This window comes from Mesorhizobium sp. WSM4887, from assembly GCF_029625865.1.
In the GTDB taxonomy this organism is placed as follows: domain Bacteria; phylum Pseudomonadota; class Alphaproteobacteria; order Rhizobiales; family Rhizobiaceae; genus Mesorhizobium.
The window spans coordinates 265,193-283,239 of sequence record NZ_JARTVP010000005.1 but is presented as its reverse complement, the minus strand read 5'-3'; the positions used below and the strand labels follow the sequence as shown (position 1 = coordinate 283,239).

At 56.2% G+C, this 18,047-nt stretch carries 10 protein-coding genes; 4 read left to right on the top strand and 6 right to left on the bottom strand.

Annotated elements, in window-relative coordinates:
- Nucleotides 1-192: 192 nt before the first annotated feature.
- Nucleotides 193-978, bottom strand: a complete 786-nt coding sequence (locus P9230_RS20665; protein ID WP_278120805.1) for an SDR family oxidoreductase — start codon at nt 976-978, stop codon at nt 193-195.
- Nucleotides 979-1,124: 146 nt separating this feature from the next.
- Nucleotides 1,125-2,480: an amidohydrolase family protein gene (locus P9230_RS20660; protein ID WP_278120685.1), complete on the bottom strand. Its 1,356-nt coding sequence runs from the start codon at nt 2,478-2,480 to the stop codon at nt 1,125-1,127.
- Nucleotides 2,481-2,730: 250 nt separating this feature from the next.
- On the opposite strand from P9230_RS20660, the gene P9230_RS20655 reads away from it, so the two are divergent.
- On the top strand, nt 2,731-3,498 hold the full coding sequence (locus P9230_RS20655) for a GntR family transcriptional regulator (RefSeq protein ID WP_278120684.1): 768 nt from the start codon (nt 2,731-2,733) through the stop codon (nt 3,496-3,498).
- A 747-nt stretch (nt 3,499-4,245) separates the two neighbouring features.
- On the opposite strand, the gene P9230_RS20650 is transcribed toward P9230_RS20655, so the two are convergent.
- Nucleotides 4,246-5,877: a N,N-dimethylformamidase beta subunit family domain-containing protein gene (locus P9230_RS20650; RefSeq protein WP_278120804.1), complete on the bottom strand. Its 1,632-nt coding sequence runs from the start codon at nt 5,875-5,877 to the stop codon at nt 4,246-4,248.
- Nucleotides 5,878-6,195: 318 nt separating this feature from the next.
- On the opposite strand from P9230_RS20650, the gene pyrC reads away from it, so the two are divergent.
- The 3 genes from pyrC (at nt 6,196) to P9230_RS20635 (ending at nt 13,107) form a co-directional block, all read left to right on the top strand.
- Complete coding sequence (gene pyrC, locus P9230_RS20645; protein WP_278120683.1) at nt 6,196-7,251, top strand: dihydroorotase; 1,056 nt, start codon at nt 6,196-6,198, stop codon at nt 7,249-7,251.
- A gap of 627 nt (nt 7,252-7,878) precedes the next feature.
- The gene (locus tag P9230_RS20640; RefSeq protein ID WP_278120682.1) at nt 7,879-9,552 is read left to right on the top strand and encodes a M14 family metallopeptidase; all 1,674 of its coding nucleotides are present in this window, start codon (nt 7,879-7,881) and stop codon (nt 9,550-9,552) included.
- A 480-nt stretch (nt 9,553-10,032) separates the two neighbouring features.
- Entirely contained in the window at nt 10,033-13,107 is a 3,075-nt protein-coding gene (locus P9230_RS20635; protein ID WP_278120681.1) for a CHAT domain-containing protein, read from the top strand.
- Between the two features lie 512 nt (nt 13,108-13,619).
- Here P9230_RS20635 and P9230_RS20630 read toward each other — a convergent pair.
- From P9230_RS20630 to P9230_RS20620, 3 genes are all read right to left on the bottom strand, one after another.
- Nucleotides 13,620-15,578, bottom strand: a complete 1,959-nt coding sequence (locus P9230_RS20630; RefSeq protein ID WP_278120680.1) for a GH25 family lysozyme — start codon at nt 15,576-15,578, stop codon at nt 13,620-13,622.
- A complete protein-coding gene (locus P9230_RS20625; protein WP_278120679.1) occupies nt 15,579-16,427 on the bottom strand; it encodes a GH25 family lysozyme in 849 nt (282 codons plus the stop codon).
- Nucleotides 16,428-16,639: 212 nt separating this feature from the next.
- The gene (locus P9230_RS20620; protein WP_278120678.1) at nt 16,640-18,037 is read right to left on the bottom strand and encodes a caspase family protein; all 1,398 of its coding nucleotides are present in this window, start codon (nt 18,035-18,037) and stop codon (nt 16,640-16,642) included.
- Nucleotides 18,038-18,047: the final 10 nt, after the last annotated feature.

Here is an 18,047-nt window from a genome sequence, read left to right as displayed (position 1 = left end):
GATCTCTCAAAGTGCCACTATCGTTGGCCCGCATCGCCGATGAGTTAGCGGCCACGACCCTGTTGGCAGAACGGACGCGCCCACCGAAGAACGGGAGCACATCCTGATTTGCCGCGCAGGGCAACTGTGATGATAAGCGATAAACGGAGTGATCGCTCATTGGTGCAGGCGCCAATGAGCGTTTGGGCAGCCTCAGATACTTTGAATCATTCCTCCATCCACACGAATGACCGACCCGCTTACATAGGAAGAACGTGTGCTCGCGAGGAATGCCACAACGTCCGCATACTCTTGCGGTTCACCATAGCGTTGAAGAGGGATCGAGCTGGTACTCTCCCTCATGACGTCCGAGATCGGTCTGTTTTCTCGCTTGGCCTTCTGCTCATCGAGGAAGGTAATGCGCGATGTCGCGATCCTGCCCGGCAGGACAATGTTGGCGGTGATGCCATCGGGACCGACTTCACGGGCTAGAGTTTTTGACCAGCCAACCAAAGACAGCCGAAGCGCGTTCGAAATGCCGAGATTGGGGATTGGGGCAACAACGCCCGAAGACGTGGAGGTAATGATACGCCCCCATCCGCGAGATCGCATATTTGGCAGTACCTGGTCTGTGATGGCAATGACGGACAAGACCATCGCTTTGAAGTGTTTCTCCCAGAGTTCCGGCTCCTGCCCTGAAGCGGGGGTGGGAGGGGGGCCACCCGTATTGTTAACAAGAACGTCGATCGGACCTAGGGCCTCCACGACCTCTGCTATACGATCAGGGATGATCGATAGGTCCGCCAGATCCCACTGCAAAGCGAGTGACTTACCACTACTTGCAATGATGGCATCGGCGGTCTGTTTCGCTGCTTCCAGCGCGATGTCGGCAACTGCGACGTAGGCGCCCTCCCGCGCCAGAGTTTGACTAATCGCGCCGCCGAGACCTCCACCTGCACCCATCACGAGGCACGTTTTGCCGCTCAATCCTAAATCCACCGATCCATCTCCATTCGCTGACCTTGCATCTGCTAGAGTTAGCGCCCTCTTGGCGCCGACATTACGCCAGTTCATTTTGCCTGTTCTCAAATTCGTAGTGGCGGGGAAATAGCGCGAGGAACCGCTCTTGCTGGAAGCTGCTCCCCTTATCTGACTTTACGCCCCCGCGGCAAAAACCTCCCACGCGCGCTACTCAGAACTGTCCGGCCGTTCCAGACCTTGCTGCCGCGCAGATAGGTTGCCGAAATTCTTGCCGCGAAAGTTTCACCATCGTAAGGGCTCCAGTTCAGGCCGTCGCGCGTGCGACTGGCGTCAAACAAGAAGCTGCCTTCCTCTAGGATCGCTATGTCTGCATCAAGCCCAAGCGCCAGTCGGCCTTTGCGGTCATCCAGCCCGAAAAATCTTGCCGGACGATCCGACAGATAATCGGTCAAAGCCAATACTGGCTCCTCGACGCGTGCCTTGAGATCGGTAAAGAAAGATGGGGCTAGAGTTTCTAGCCCTGGAATCCCAGCGCCTGCGTCAAAGATGGCTGGGGTCTGCTTGTTGTTGACCGGCCAGCTCGAGTGATCGGAGGAGACGAATTGGAGTTTGCCTGCTTCAAACGTTCTCCACAAGCCGTCGAGAACACTCCCGCGGATGGGAGGGTTCACCTTCATGAGAGCGCCAAGGTGGCCAATATCCCGATCGGCATCGAAATGGAGATAGTGAACGCAAAGCTCGGCTGTGGCGTGAACCCCCTCGGCCTTGTAGCGTTCAACCAACTCATACCCGCGCGGGGTTGAGATATGTACGAGGTGGACATGCGCACCGGTTGCCGCGCCCATCTCAAGAAAAGACACGGTTGACACGAGTTCCGCACTCACTGGGCGGCTTGGCTCGTGCCATTCGGGTGTGACGCGTCCCTCAGACCTGAGACGAGCGATGTTGGTCCGTACGATCTCTTGATCTTCGTTATGAAGCCCGACGGGCAGTCCCGTATCCGTCGAGGCTTCCAGTATCTCAATGATTTCTCCGTGCGGCAGTCGTGGAAAGCGAACTGGATGACTCTCGAAACTGGAGATTTTGAATGCGCAAACGCCTGCCTTTGCGAGGGGATACAGGACCGCAGGACTTTGTCCAGGAGCGATCGTTGCATAGAGTGCAACGTCGCAATGCGACACCGAATTTACGGCTGCAATCTTGGCTTCCAGCCGCTCCAGATTGTTTAGGGGGTCGGGATTGTCATAAGGCATGTCGACGATCGTTGTGATGCCGCCGGCTAGCGCAGACAGGGTCGTTTCTGCCATGCCTGGCAAGCCACGATAGCTAGTGGCATGGGTCTGCCCGTCTACGAAACCTGCCAAAACATAGTTATCGCCGAAGTCGTGGACGCTTTTGGCGCCAGGAGCTTCTCCGTTGCCAATCGCCGAAATAAGCCCGGCGTCCACGGTAAGCCAGCCCGGCTTAATGCCTTCGGGAAGCACAAGCCGCCCCTTAATGACCAGATCGTGGGGCCTCATGGCTTGCCAACTATCTCCACCTTTGAATCGTCATGCCGATGAGGGTCTGTAATACGCCACGAGATATATTACAAGGAGTCCGCTTTGGTTAAGATCGGGCACTCATTCGAAAGGCCCTCAGCTGGTTCAACCGGTCCATTTCGCGGTTGAATCGCAGGCCTGACATTCCCGATGCGACTTGTGATATAGCTCGCCGTACTCTAGCTCAGATCCGAGCAATCTCAGGCCACTGGCGAATCGCGGAGAGGAAATGTCTTCAAAAGCCGGCACAGCTGGTCGAACTGCGGAGACGGCGGTCGCAAAACCTGGCGCTGGAGTTGCGCCTGCTCTTGGAAGACGCAGCAAGGCGAAATTTTCGCTGACGGAAAAAGCGTACAACAAGCTGCGCGCTGACATCTTCGATTGGACGTTGGAGCCGGGCAGCGAGGTATCTGAATCCGAGCTTGCCAGTCGCCTGAAGATGAGCAAGACGCCAGTGCGAGAAGCGCTTGCAAAGCTCCGCTCAGAGGGCTTCGTCCAGACTTTTCCGAGGCGAGGGTACCTTATAGTGCCAATCACCTTTGGCGACATGCAGGAGCTTTTCGATATCAGGCTGATTTTGGAGACTGGGTCGGCGGAGCTTGCATGCAGTCGCATCACCGATGACCAAATTGATCGGCTTTATGTCCTAGCTGCAGCCAGTTACAATTTCAAAGAACAGCCTACGATTCAAAACTTCCTTCGTTCGAATCGGGAATTTCATGGAGCGATAGCGGCTGCAACCGGCAGCGAACGTCTCCAACGCCTCTTGCTACAACATATCGACGCTCTAGAGCGCTTTTTCTACCTGGGCGCTCGATACCGCGACATCGGTGCGGAGACGAGCTCAGAGCACGAGCAAATTGTCGACCTTCTGAAGAAACGAGATCCGGTGAAGGTGCGTGAAGCCATCGTCGATCACATAACGCGCACTCGTGACAACTTGTACACCATCCTTACCAAGACCTCCGCGACCACACGCATTCGGATACAGTTCTGAAGGTCCGCCGGATTTCAGCGTTTTAGATATCGAGGGCGTGAACTGGCGGCGGAGTTAAGGGGCTAGCTAACTCCGGTTCCGACGAGGAGCGAGCGGTCGCCTAACTGGCGCTTGCGCGATCCCAGGCATGGCGACTGGTGACGCATTCTCAGGAGAGATGGTCATGGCCGAGCCGGTTGACGCGTATGCAAACCCCAATCCAGGCGATGCACGCCTTGACGGAAGGAATATCAGGTAGAATATTACTGGCTAGAGTTCTTCTATCCAGGTTCAACTTCGCAGCGAGCTCACGGCCGGCGATTGTGGCGGGCAATCAACGTGCTTCGAGTTTTGAATACCGACTGGACGAAACGTCGCTTTGGACGGGGGCAAGAAAAGATGACGAATATGAAGGGGTGTCTCGACCGCTGCGACGCACTTGGCATTATCATCTCTCGTCTCGACGAACTGCGCCAGATAGCTGCCTCACACGGGCTGGATTTGATTGGGTACCTCTTGGACATTGCCTTCACCGAGTGCTGCGACGCAATCAAAAAGGACAGACCGTCAGGGGAACGGTAAGATGGGAGAGGCGGAAGGGGACAACGCCGGATTGGTATCCGTTCATTCGATGGTCAATCCGAAATCGCCGCTATCCCGACGCCCAAGAGGAGGTTGCCTCGTTAAGCTGAAGGCACGATCTTCCAGGATGACTTAACCTTTGCTAACGGTCGAAGCTTTCAGGGACCCAGCTAGGTGCTTTGCCCATCACATCTTTCCGAGGTAGCGATCGAGAACATTTTTGGTCACGCGCTCGACCATCGGATCCTCTCTCAGGAGGCCGGCGCTCCACTCACAACTACCCGCGTGAAACACCTCGCCCTTGCCGCGCGAAAAATTCACGATCATTCCGCTGCCGCGTTTAACCTTCTCCAAGTTGGCGTCGGTCGCTTCGCCATAAAGTAGCTCGGCCACAAAGCGACCGTCTTCATCACCGGCAACCTGGTCCTCTGTGAAAATACCCGCTTCCCCCTCCACAAGGGTCGCCATGCCAACCGCTAAGATTTGCAAACCATCGGGCGCGCCGCTCGTCGCAGTAGGATAGGGCAGGCCACCGCGGATCTCATAGTCCAGCCCGTCAACTTCATAGCCATAGACGTGACTGTCTGCACCGAGGAGATCGCCATAGTAGATGCCTGTGTCGGCAAAGGCCCAATGCTCTGGTTGGTAGACTGGAAATCCGCGCACGCCACGGGGTGCGAAACCGCCGTAGCCGGCGTATATGCCGTTGGTCGCATTGAGACCAAAGGTGGCCGCGCCAGGTCTGCCAATCTCTGGCGCCTCCCAAGAATTGGTAGCACGCGTGACGTCACCGCCACGGTAGACCGGGTCCTCTGCCCGCGCTCTATATTTGTAGCACACTTGACGGCGGCCTTTGTCTTCCAGTCGCGTCTGCCACATAAAATTGCCAGCGAAGCGAGCTACATGGCCACCGTTGGTGATGTAATCGTCCATGGCGTCTCGCATTTCCCAAGTCCAGTATTCGTCGTGACCTACGAATACGACGCAGTCGTAGCCATCGAGGACCTCAGGGGAAAAATGCAGCTCGTTCTGGCTCGCAAGGTCGATCTCATATCCAGCGCGCTCGGCGAATCGAAAGAAATTGCTGTCATGGCTTGCCCAGCCGGCCGCAGCGTATCTCCTGGAATGGCCCGTGGCGTAGGCCCACTCAACATGGGGATATCGAGGAGCCGTCATTGGCGGAATCGCGACCTCCAGCGGCACACGCGGCGCGTCGTTCGGAAGGACGACGAACCCGCGGCACCATGGCCGCTGAGTCGACAACACAGGGGCATACTCGTCGCGGTTCGGGCCAAGTATACCCTGATAAGCGTTCGACCCGCCCCAGTTATTATAGGCCAGCCAAGTGCCGGTTGCGGCTATCTGGAGCACCCGGCCGGGTTTCTTGCCTGGAGGCGGAGTCACAATGAATAGGTGGTGGCAAAGAATTGCGTTCTTATGACGTCCCTCAGCCTGCAGTGATACTCGGTACGCTCCGGACGGCCAATCAATGCCTATTGTGAACTCGAAGGAGGATTTCCAGCCGCAGCCTTCGACCGAACACTGGGTAGGAGTTTCTTGCCACTCAACCGCTATGCCGGCTTTTTCGAACACCCTTTCCTCGCTGCAGCCGTCGCGAACAATCAAGATGTCGACCTGTGCCGCCGTGGAGCTAACGTGCAGCGCCACTGTGTCACCCGCACGGTACGAAATCTGGTCTGTGTAACACCAAATTTCTCCCACCTCGCTGATAAGCGAAGGCTGCTCATAGTAGTTATCCCGCACTGCTCGTCTTCTCTGATCCGCTGTCAGTCCGAAGTCGGGATATGAGGTCCGCATGGATTGCTGGTCCTTGCTGGTTGGTGGAAGAATGGCGGCCAAGGACGTCAACTCTGCCTGACCCAATGTCGGTTCCAGCCCCTGTCAACGGGTCGCGACGTTTCATGCCCAACGGCATTTCGGTTCTTGGGCACTTACCGATGACGTTTGACAGCCGCCTCTATAGATCTGCAGGCCATGGAAGCCTTGTGCGCTACTCATTTGCGCCGGGTGACGATAGAGCCTTTGTAATATGCTAAGAAATATATCACAAGTGGCGGGCAGGCCTGGTTGGCACGCCCGCATTGAAGACGGCGTAGCGTTAAGGAGGTAGGAGCAATGCAATCTCTCGTCACCCGGAGACCAGACGATTGGCATCTTCATTTGCGTGACGGGGCTATGTTGGAGGGAATCCTGCCGCATAGCTCGGCAAATTTCGCGAGGGCGCTTATTATGCCCAACCTAGTCCGTCCTGTAATCCGCTCGGTCGATGCCGCTGCCTATCGCAACCGGATCGTTGCCGCCCTGCCGATAGGGCATTCCTTCGAGCCTTTTATGACGCTCTACCTGACGGAGGCAACCGACCCGACAGATGTCGAGGCAGGCTTTCGCGACGGATTGGTCTGTGCTGTCAAGCTCTATCCGGCCGGCGCCACGACGAATTCGGACAGCGGTGTGCGGGAAATAGAGAGGGTTATGCCAGTGCTCGAGCGAATGGCGAAAATCGGCCTCCCGCTCTGTGTTCATGGCGAGGTTACCGACCCTGCCGTCGACATATTCGACCGTGAGGCGGTATTCATCGAGCGCTTGCTGTTGCCGTTGCGTGAGCGTTTGCCGGAACTACGCATCGTGATGGAGCATATTACGACGAAAGATGGCGTCGATTTCGTCGCGAGCCAGACGAAAAACACGGCTGCCACTATCACTACCCATCACTTGATTATCAACCGCAACACTGTGTTGGCAGGTGGTATCCGTCCCCACTACTACTGCTTACCAATCGTTAAACGCGAATCGCATCGGCTCTCATTACGTGCCGCGGCGACTTCTGGTGACAGGCGGTTCTTCCTTGGCACGGATTCGGCTCCGCATGCTGATCCGACAAAAGAGTGCGCCTGTGGCTGCGCTGGCATATTCACCGCGATCAACACAATCTCCTGCGTCGCCGAAGTGTTTGAGCAGGAGGGTGCACTCGACCGCCTTGAGGGCTTCATAGCCATCAACGGTGCTGCCTTCTACGGGCGTTCTCCGAACGAGGAGCGGATCACGCTCATCCGAGATGCCGAGCCTTTGAAGTTCCCAACCAAAATTGAAACAGGTGCTGGGATGGTTACTGTTTTCGACCCACAGATGCCATTACGCTGGCGTACAAAGCGAGCAGATATTGCAACTTAGGAGGCCCGCTGACCGTTGCCACCACGCAGTGGCGCTCACACCGGTCAGTCTTCATCTTAAGCACTATCCGACCGAGCGCAGGGAGCGGCACGAAATAGCTGAACAATTCGCTCCTTGACGCTACCGGCAGCCGGTAAACGAGATCCGGGCCGGTCGCTTTCGGTGAACTGAGTACCGAATGCTTCCGGCCTCGTTACAGACGCCGGCTAGGCGTCGCAAACCAGTCGTTTTGCGGGCGGCTTCTTATCAGATCATGGGTTTGCAGCTCACTTAGCGACTTGGGATGTTTGGGCGAGATGGTGCTTTGATCGCTCGTGCTCAGCACTTTTTCAGAAGCCCTCTGGCTTGGCGCTTGACTGCTCTCAATTCCAGGTGCAATTCTTTAAAATATGATTGTCGACAATAATATAATTGCCAATTTACAGGGCTGCTGGATGGGCATTGAAAAGGCAAACTGAAATTACAGCTGATGTGGAACCAAGGCAGTTTAGCCCGACCCTATGCGTTGGAGCTCATGGGTCGCATGACCAGAGACGCAGCGTTCCCACATCGCCCATCACCGAGTGCAGCGCATGCTCCGCGGTGCACTGCGACCGCCGATTTCCAACTTGCCAATAGGGAATTGCAATGAACGAGCTCGATGTGAAGTTTGACTGCTACTACACCTATGACGAGATGACCGCGCGACTTCGGTGGCTGACGGCAGCCTACCCGGAACTGGCAACCATGACTTCGCTAGCCAAGACCTTCCAAGGTCGCGACGTATGGGCGATCGAGATCACCAATGCGAGGACTGGCCCCGGTGCCTTGAAGCCGGGCTACTACATCGACGGACAAATCCACGCGGATGAGCATGCAACCTCGGCGGCCGCGCTGTACGCGGTCTATCACTTGCTCACAAAGTACGGCACTGACGAGGAGGCCACGCGTCTCGTCGATACGCAGGCATTCTACATCGTACCCCGCCTCAACCCCGATGGTGCCGAGCTGTCGCTCGTCCCACCTTACTACAACTGGTGCGGCAATGGTCGTTACATGCCCGGCGCCGACAGGATCGAGGGCCTAATCCCGGACGACATCGACGGCGACGGCTTCATCGTGTGGATGCGCGTTCCGGATAAAAAGGGCGAATGGAAGAAAAGCGCTACCAATCCGGACATATTGGTGCAACGTGCCCCCGGCGAAGAAGGTGGGGAATACTATCGCGTTTACCCCGAGGGCACCGTGCGAAATTACGATGGGGCAAACGTTCCGATCGAGAAGCCTTTCGACGGCAACATGAATCGCAACTTCCCGATCAACTGGTCACCTCAGGAATATGGTGCAGGCACACACCCCCTATCGGAGCCTGAAACCCAAGGTCTGGCGAAGTACATCCTAGATCATCCCAACATTTGCGGCATGTGCTCCTATCACACCCATGGTGGGGTAATAATTCGACCCTCGATGACGAAGCCGGACAGTGCTTTGAGCGCACGGGATGTCAACATTTACAAAGAAATTGGCAAGGTCGGCACCGCGCTGACGGGTTATCCCACAGCCTCGAGCTACGAGGAATTTACACCCGACAAATCGCAGGTGCGCCGCGGCGGCTTTACAGATTGGACATATGATGAGTTGGGTATCATCTGTTTTGGCACTGAACTATGGGACATCGAAACCGCTGCGGGAGTGCCAAGGGAAGGATATTACAACCTCGTTCCGCGTAACGAGGAAGTGATGCAGAAGGTCTACGCCTATGTTAAGGCCAACATGCCTGACAAAGGCTGGCGCGATTGGAAGCCGTTTGACCATCCACAGCTTGGCCAAATTGAGATCGGCGGCATGGTGGACATCTGGAGCTATCGCAACCCGCCACCGCATTTGCTTGAGGACATTGTCCGCCAGAACGTCCTATTCAATTTGAAACATGCGGCAGCCGCTCCGCAGGTTAAGGTTGAGGATGTCAGCGTTACATCGGTCGGTGAGCACCTCTTTATTGTGCGCGCGGTAGTTAGCAATTTCGGCTATCTCCCTACCAATCTTTCCGATGTCGCAGTCGCACACGGAGTAGCCAAGCCGGTAAGGGCTTCGATCCACATCGAAGGAGGTGAACTGTTGATGAATCCAAAGACTGCCAATCTTGGGAACCTCGCCGGTCGCACCGAGCGAATTTATCCCTGGTCGCCTTGGGGCGAGCAGTGGAACGCGAACAGTCGGCCTGTGGAATGGCTGGTGCGAGCAAAGGCAGGCTCGTCGATCTCTGTCAGTAGCCATTCGGAAAAAGGTGGCAGTCACAGTGTGACGGTCCAAGTCAACTAGGCACAGAATTTTATCAGTCGCTTTGTCAGTTGATTCAGACCACGCGCGATGAGGTTGCAATGGAAGATTTGGACTGAGTGGCGGCGCCTCGCGCCATACCTCAGGGAATCTTATTTCATCAGGTAGTACAAGCTTAGCGGACCCAATGAGCGCGTAGAGCATCGGCCGTAATCTACGATGTGACCGAACGGTCTTTCTCGTTTGCGCCGATCGAGCGCGCCTCAGCCCTCCTGTCTGATGGCGCTCATCATCAATAGGCGGCATTCAAACGAAGGAAGCTCATGCCCGAGGTAGGCGCACAGGCGAAGTTGGGCACATGGCTTGCGCTTGCAGCGCTGCCAACGCGCAATCTAGAGTGATCTTAGATTTGTCTTTCACCCCGGGGGCGACCCTCAACAGGTCGTAGAGAATATACGGATGCTAGACAGGAAATTGCATGAGTGGAGGTCGACAATAGATCACGGTAGCATTGGTTCTGTGTTGAATGCAATCGAGCTAGCCGAAGGACTGGACGACAACGTCAAGGCAGTGCTGCGCATCCAAGCGATGGCAGTTGCCAACATGGGAAATCACGCCCTGATGGAGATTCGGGGGCTCGATCCTTCATTTGCCCTGTCGGGTGGTGTTGCCGCTGGGTTGGCCTTAATTGCTGCCGAGGCCGGCGGACAAGGAACGGCTTCGGGCATTCTCAAGCGATACCAAAAAGAGTTTTCGACGCGCCAAGACCTTGAAACGGCGCTTCGCGCAGCTCGCAGAATCGATGATGACCAATTGGCTCGCGACCTTGTAGGGGCGCTGGAACAGAAATTTCCAGAATCCGATCTCCCAGCCCTGGTAAAATACACTGAAGCCTTGCAGAGGGTCGATCATCGAGCGGCATATGACATTATGAAGGACAGACCGGGCAAGGCCGTGGTCGCTGAGATGCATAGACAACTCGCAGATGCATTCTCAGGGAGTGGCGTACCTGACTATCTCGGCATCGTTACACGTATTGCTCCAGAAGTGCGCGAGATTGCTCGGATCGAATGCGCGAGGCACGCTTTGTGGCTCGGCCTTGCGCCCCATGCTTTACAGCTGCTTTTGGCGCCCGAAGCCGTTCTTGTCTCCACCAGCTCTCGCTTCCTTTGCGAAACGCTGCAGACTCTGCTCATCAAGCGAGGGCCGAACGGCGATCTTGCCGTAGACGAGTCAAGATTGGTGGACGGCTTCCAGGCGCTGGTCATGCGTCTGTCGGCAGACACGACCGACAAGGCGCTTCGGGCTCGTTTGCTGGATTTGCTGGAGCCGAGTGTCGCGGGCGCTCTGGGCGAAACCATTGCGCTGGCGGTGCTAAACCGAGCAACCGCAGCTCAGCCAAACGTCACGGTACGTCCAGAAGTCAAGGACAGAATAGCCTTTGGCGACCTCCTGAAAAACGAGCAATTCAGGGAAACGTTTAACGCGTGGACGAAAGCCGAGGCGCCTCTTCGTGTGGGATACACCCGCTTTCCGTTAGCCTCGCTTCCAGCGGACGCGGACAGGATTTGTGAGGGGATCCTTCACGAGATTGATTATCAGGCCCGACATGTAGAGCTCGAGGATATCAATACCCTGCTTATGATCCTCGCGTTCGGAACGGCGGTCGCCCGGCATGCGCACTTGGCCAATCTGGATCTGCCGCTGATACGCACCACCGCCGTCCGGCTTTCCATAGGCGGACACGATCAAACCGGTCGAGATATCGTTGAAACGATGCTGGAAATAGCGGAAACGCCGGAGCGGCGCAGGATTGCTTGGTTTGGGATCGCCGATATTTACGCCCGTGGCAACCGCATAACGGAGGCAGCCATCTATGCGGCAGCGGGTAGTTTCGCCAGCGGAGATGTGGATGATCACCAACTCTGGCACGAGACGCAGGTTGTCTATCGGATACAGAGAGACGCGTTGGACGTCGCCCATGCACTTGAGACGCTGCAGCGCGCTGACACCCTGCTGCGTTCAATGGGGCGCCATGAGACATACGGACATCGTATTGAGACAATGGCGCTTTTGGCTGAGGTCGCAGGTCAAGCTACTATCAACTTCAAAACGTTTGCGGGTTTGTTGCAGCGCGCTGTCCGAAATGGTGAAGACGTTCTCGACAAAGACGATGAACCTGAGCCGATCGCATTGCTCTTGGCAACCATGATCCGGGACGCAGCCTCAGCAGGAATTCCGGTGCCTGGAGGGGCGACCGAGGTTTTGACCAAATTGACTGAGCGGCTAGGCCCCAACGTTAGGCAACTCGTCGATTCCCATGGCCGAGACATACCCACGGCCGACGACTTGATGGGTCTCCTCGGTCTCGCAAGCGGTCAACGTTATTCCGCAGAAGTTGGGACGGATTCCAAAGGGCTCGTCAAGGCCGCGCGGCGCGCGCTCGATTCTGACACGACCTTGCTCGATATAGACACTGTGTGTCTTGCATTGGAGCTCACGACGGACAGGGCCATTGCGGCCCCGGGATGGACCGATTTCAAGAGTCCGCCACCTGCATTTGCTAAAACGCAAGGTCCAGCGGAAATAATGCGTGAGATTTCGTCCGAGGGGATAAACATTGTTCTTGTCGCACTGGCCAAAGATGGGTCGCTGGTACGGGTAACGGCCTCGGGTGGGGTCATCTCAGCGGCCGTGCGCGAAGATCGATCCCTTTTTTCAGGCCCGAAGCTTGAGGAATGGCGAGAAAACTATCCCTTCTTGTATGGCATGCCCGGGATGCCTGCAAATGCCTTCTTGACCACAACCGAGCGACTTCGCTTTTCGCAGTTGCCGGCCGGGCCGACCATTCTGATCACCGATACCAAGTTGGCTTCACTTCCGCCAAACCTCATGCGCGCGGCCCCTGCTGGTGGGCAAGTACCATTTGAGTATGCCGGCCAGTTGTATCCATATTCTGCTGCACCGTCGCTTTCGTGGCTCGACGCAGCACGACGCTTGGAAGGAATTGGCGACGGGCGGCGACTTGCGTGGATGCCTGGGGGTGGAACAATGGCCTCAGTTGCCGACTTTTGCGCGGATACCTTGCACGAACATGGGTTTGAGCTCGATAGACAGGAACGACTGCCTGATCACTTTGGCGGCGCGTCCATGGCTATCGTTGTCGCGCACGGCGGCCTGAATCCCGATGGCGGTGCGTTTCAGGTGGTGGCCGATGAGGGACATCTCGCCGCGACCGCAAATGAACTTGCGACCTCGCTGCACAATGTCGGCGTCGCGATCTTGTTCGTCTGCAGCGGCGGCCGAACCGACAAGCACCCGTCATCTGACGCCACATTGGGCCTTGCACGCGAGCTGCTTGATCAAGGGCTGCAAGCTGTGGTGGCATCGCCGTGGCCGCTGGAATCGCTCGTCCCGCCGCGTTGGCTGCCAAAATTTCTAAGCGAGTGGGACGCTGGCAACTCTCTAGGTCAGTCGGTGCACGCAGCGAATCTTGCGCTTTTTGCGAGAGATGGAAATCCTGCGGTCGGGCTGGCTATGACGATTTTTGGAAATCCCGAGGTGCGAAATCACGTTCAGTCGGCTACGCGAGACTAGGGCGCTCATTGAGGCTCGAGACGCGTCTTGGGGTTCCCTTGCTCGTCATGCGGTCTAAGCCTCGAATTGATGGCGGGACATCGGCCATGCTCCTACAGGAATTGCTCACCTTCGCCGCGGTGTTCAAAGCAAAACCAGTGCGGCGCCAGCTTCGGCTTGGCGAAGCCCCAACTCGCATCGTTGCCGCAGCCAGCGTGCTCGCAAAAGTGATGACGCACGCCGGCCGGCGTCGCGTATTCGGCCCTGGGCTATCAAGAAACCGGAGAAGTGGCCGAGAGGCGCCGCGTGGACCCTGATGCATGCCCATGACATGCGCGACCGACTAAGCGCTGCATGATCGTTGGTCGCGCGGTGAAGGCTTTAGCCCCCTCTCGTTGAACAAGGCACCGCCCCCCGGCGCAGTTGCTAGGGCGGAGCCCGCATCTTGTAGACCACGCATCCCGACGTCGAGCTCGGGGACGCTTCGCCACTGCCGCATCACTTCCAATCGACGCCTGTAGAATCTCAATTTCTTAATTGCAAGCCGGTCCCACGCATGCCGTCGGAACTTTATCAGGCGGCAGTTCCGTTTTATTTACCTTCGAGAAAACCGCTTCCATGACGACGTCTTTCGACCCGCCAAGGAACGAGCGAAATTGCTCCTGGCTCCCAAAAAAAACGTTTTGGTCGACAGGGCTTGGAAAACCGTTGATCCGACCCCGGTTGAAGTGCTGCCAGAACGTCCAAGGCCGGTTGCCAGAAAGATGGAGAATTTCGGCGTTGCGGACATCCAGGTCAGAATACCAGATGTCGTACAAGTCTCCCAATCGTGCCTGCGAGACCAGCCTGCCGAACACGTCGCTGTTGCCATAAATTACAGCGCGCTTACCGGTCTCGGCAGCATATTGATGGACAATCGTCTCCACCTTAGCCTTGACGTCTTCCGCATCAAATTGGCGAGCGCAAGCTAGTTCCCGGGGGTCGCTGATCATCGCACCCAACTTGGTCTTGTCAGCTGCCCAGTCAACGGAAATTGCCAGCGGCAGCTCGGCTCCAGCAGTTTGAAGTTTGCGGATCGTCCAGTTCAGCCGCTCCTGCCGCTCCTTGTCCGATTCACAAAAGCTGACCAGGAAGTAGCCTCCACGGGCAATCCCAGCCGTCTTCGCGCGGGCCATGTTCCTGTCTAGAGTCGGGTCTGGCGCCGAGTAGCCGGTCACCCTCTGATACATGAAGTCCACTCCCGACCGCTTCGCTGCGGGCCAGTCGATCTGCCCGTTGTTTGAAGAAACGTCGACGCCGTGCACCGGATATGCTTGAGGGCTGAAGAACCTTTTGATGTTAGGCTGACCGACGACTACGGGGTTGTCGAAGCTGGTAGGAGAGCTCGTCTCAATTTTTTCATCCTGCTTGCCGAGAAAGAAGAAGGCGCCAGGTACGTATTCGCCTTGGATGGCCGCTACCGCGAAAAGATATGGGCCGCTATACTGCTCCGGCTTGCCGTCGGCCCGCGCCTGCTCGTCAAGCTTTTCGATATTGTTTCCAATGAAGGTTTTGAGAGGGTCGATCCTTATTACGGGCGAACCATGGTATTGAATTTGCCCGCTACCGTTTGTTTCCGTTACGATCGCCCTCGGATCGCTGTCCTCGCCGTGGCGAACGCCGAACAGCAAGAGATTGATGATGTGTGTTCCTTCGGCAGGGTTATCCATCGAGTAGGATTTGCCGTCCGCGCTGGCCGCGCTCAGGACATGAATCCCAGGCTGGCGCTGGTCCGTCGATGAGTCGCCCGGATTGGTCTCTCTAATTGCGCCGCTAAAACATACGCTCAGCACCGTGAGCGAATGGAAAATATTGTGTCTCTCCGCCCAGCGCTTAAGAATCTGTTTGAGATCCTCGAACTGGAAAACATCGCTTGCGTAGTCATCGTTCCTGCTCCAATCCGCCAGCGCAAAGCCTGCCCCATGATTGCCTGTTTCTTGGAGACCATGAGCCTGGATGACCAAGAGCACCCGGGTGTGCTTCGGGTACAGGCTCGCTCGTTGTGGGACATATTCGTTTAAGATGTCATTGATCGCCGCTTTCGTGGCGTGGGCGGCGTCGAGGATGATCTGCTCTTGAAACTGCTGTTCGTCGAAGAAAGCCAGAAGATTGGTCAGGTCAGCTCGAGCCGAGGAGAGGTCGACCTTTTCTCCGATCTCAGGATCAACCTTGTTATAGCTGTCGATCGAAATGACAATGGCGATGTTGCGAAACAGGGCGCTGCCGGTATCAGGGAGCACTGCCTTGATACGGGGATCGACCTGGCCATCATACGGATCCGCATATCTTCGAAACAGACTGCAGTAGTCGCTGATTTTCACATACAGCCCGGGAAAGTTCGTGCACTTAACGCTTGCGAACGAAGCAGTTGTAGATGCAGCCATCCCCAGAAACACCAGCAGGACCAGTCTAATCAGCACAAAGCGACCTTTCATTGCAGCACCAAAGGTCATTTAGGGAATAACGAGAGCAGCCTTTAGATCGTCCGCTGTTCCATAGAAGATGCTGGCGTCCAGATCCTTGTTATAGCCATTTTCGAGTCGTGCCGTCCAAGTGAACTGCCAGAATGCAAGCGTGCCGCTGGTCGGTATCCGAGGGCTTTCGAAATTGAGCTGCTTGTTGCCGAGATCGGCGATCCAGAAACGGTAGCGGGTAAGTTCCGGCGGCACTCCCGGGCCTAAGTGGGAATCCCACCATAGGGGTGCGGTGTAGATGATTGGTGATGTTTTGGTGTGGCTCTCCACATATGCCAGCCACTCCACTAAGATTTTTTTGATCTGCTCCTTGCTGAGCTTGTCCCAATGGTCGGGGTCCTTGCCCGTCACCCCGTTGTTGGCCTCGATATCGACAACCGGGACAAGATTGCCGGAAACGGGCGCGTTCACGGACTTCATGACGTCGAGATAATGTGCGGCCTGACCGGCGCCATCCTCCTCGGTCAGGAAATGATAGCCGCCGAGCGGCACCCGCGCAGCTTCGGGCAGCTGTTCGACCGCTTGCCAAAATGGTTGAAACTTTTTGTCAACGTAGTGAAGGCCTTGAGAGGCCTTGAGGTAGAGACACCCGACGTTGGCAAGCCGGAGCTGCGAGAAGTCTATATCGTCGTCTTGATGGTGGCTAATATCCAGGCAGAACTGGCTTTTGTCCCGGTCGCGGTTTTTCACGCGGTCGAAAATGGCATCTCCAGGAAAGCGAAATTTCGCCCAGAGACTATAGTCTTCAGGTCCAGTTTCGGCTTTCCCGCCCAATTCTTGGCCCGCGGCTTGCTTCATCAGATCGGCACGTGACAGCTCGTCAGTCAACGGTATCCAATCTTCGGCCAGCGAGGGTCGAGACCCGCAGCATAGCAGTGCCGCAAATACGATTGACAAAATCCCATTGCATTTCGCCATTTCGTTCCCTTGCCTTTCTCGTTATCGAGGTCACGCAATTCGAAAATCCAGCCCGACCTTGGCGCCGCCGTTCGGGCTCCTTTTCGCCTTTGATGCCGGCGAAACAGGTGCCGCGAGATACGCTAATTCTGCAGACTGACAGGGCAGGTGGTGAGCTTGTCGATCTGATCGATCGTCAACGGAGGGCTGTCTAGGGCTTGAATGCCCGCGGCCTCCTTTGTGATCGCCAAAACTTCGAGGCGGAAAGGTTTTTCGCTCGGCTTCCTGAATCGGATTATCTTCCGCAATGGCACATTTGCCGCAATAAGCTGTTTCGCCAGTGCTTTTAGGGCAGGCAACGGCACATCGGGGCCACAGGCAATACCGTTGGTGACAAATTCATCGGGCAAATCCGCCGCTGTCACGCTATAGGGTATGTGAGCGTTCTCCAGCGCATCCGTCACCAATTTGTTGTCGGTAAGCTTCCGGTAATAGAGGACTTCGACACCCTTAAACACGTCAGCTTCATGGCTCTCTGGGTCGCCAAGTCCGCGCAAATTGGCGCCTCTCGGTCCAGGAAGTTGCGCGCCGGTCGGCTCGATGGCAGCGACCTTCGTTGACGCATCGGGCGGAGACTGCTGGGTAGAGTCTGAAACGAAAACCATATCCCCATTGAAAAATTCGTTGCGTTCCTTGTCTCCGGGATCGACGCCGTATTGAGGCGATTGCAACTTCTTCGGCTTAATCTGCTTTTTCAAGTAATATCCAAGCTCGCTCGCCGTGGTGATCGTGTCGTGGTTGAGATCGGCCATTCCGTCTATGCCGCTCGCGAACGCTTGCGCGAAGTCCAGCTTATCGGGAACCGCCTCATCTTCGTCTCCCGATGTGATGAACTGGCGACCAGGCCGGTCGATGTCATTCAGATAGATTTCATCTGGCGACGGGCGACTGTTTCTTCTAAGCTTAAAAATGTAACCGGAAAAACAGCTATCGAACACGAGCAGGACATGCTTTGCCCGACCGAACGGAAGCATACCTCGTATTTCCTGCAAGCTGACTAGCTTGTTGTAAAAATCCGTACCGTCGCGATCCGGCGTGTCCACAGGGACGATATAGCCCATATGGTCGGTTTTCGACGTGTATCCGTGACCGGAGTAATAGAACAGCATTCGGGTGTCTCTGGGATGGGGTGTTCTGAAGAACTCCCTAATGCTTTTGAGGAGCGTGTCGCTGTCCGGGTCATTGACGACTTTGACATCAAATCCCTGGCTCTCCAGCTCTTTCTTAACGAGTTCAGTTTCGTCAGGGACGATGGTCAGCTTGTCCCAGTCAGGCGCCGTGTATTTTGATGCGCCCACCACAAGCGCATAGCTCTCATTGTACATGGTGTAAGAAACTGCTTTGCCCCCGTCGTGAGCGTTGATATTGGTTTTCCTGAGCGTCGATTGATCCTGGGCCGTAGCGATCAGGCTGCTGCTGACCAAAACGAGAACGCCCAACGCCGACATCCGCAATACAGCGGGAAAATATCGCCAATCCATCGTCTAAGCC

Excerpts from the sequence above, each read along its gene's own strand:
- P9230_RS20650 (WP_278120804.1), bottom strand. The coding sequence starts at position 5,877 with ATGCGGACCTCATATCCCGACTTCGGACTGACAGCGGATCAGAGAAGA.
- pyrC (WP_278120683.1), top strand. The coding sequence starts at position 6,196 with ATGCAATCTCTCGTCACCCGGAGACCAGACGATTGGCATCTTCATTTG.
- P9230_RS20640 (WP_278120682.1), top strand. The coding sequence starts at position 7,879 with ATGAACGAGCTCGATGTGAAGTTTGACTGCTACTACACCTATGACGAG.
- P9230_RS20660 (WP_278120685.1), bottom strand. The coding sequence starts at position 2,480 with ATGAGGCCCCACGATCTGGTCATTAAGGGGCGGCTTGTGCTTCCCGAA.
- P9230_RS20630 (WP_278120680.1), bottom strand. The coding sequence starts at position 15,578 with ATGACCTTTGGTGCTGCAATGAAAGGTCGCTTTGTGCTGATTAGACTG.
- P9230_RS20655 (WP_278120684.1), top strand. The coding sequence starts at position 2,731 with ATGTCTTCAAAAGCCGGCACAGCTGGTCGAACTGCGGAGACGGCGGTC.
- P9230_RS20620 (WP_278120678.1), bottom strand. The coding sequence starts at position 18,037 with ATGGATTGGCGATATTTTCCCGCTGTATTGCGGATGTCGGCGTTGGGC.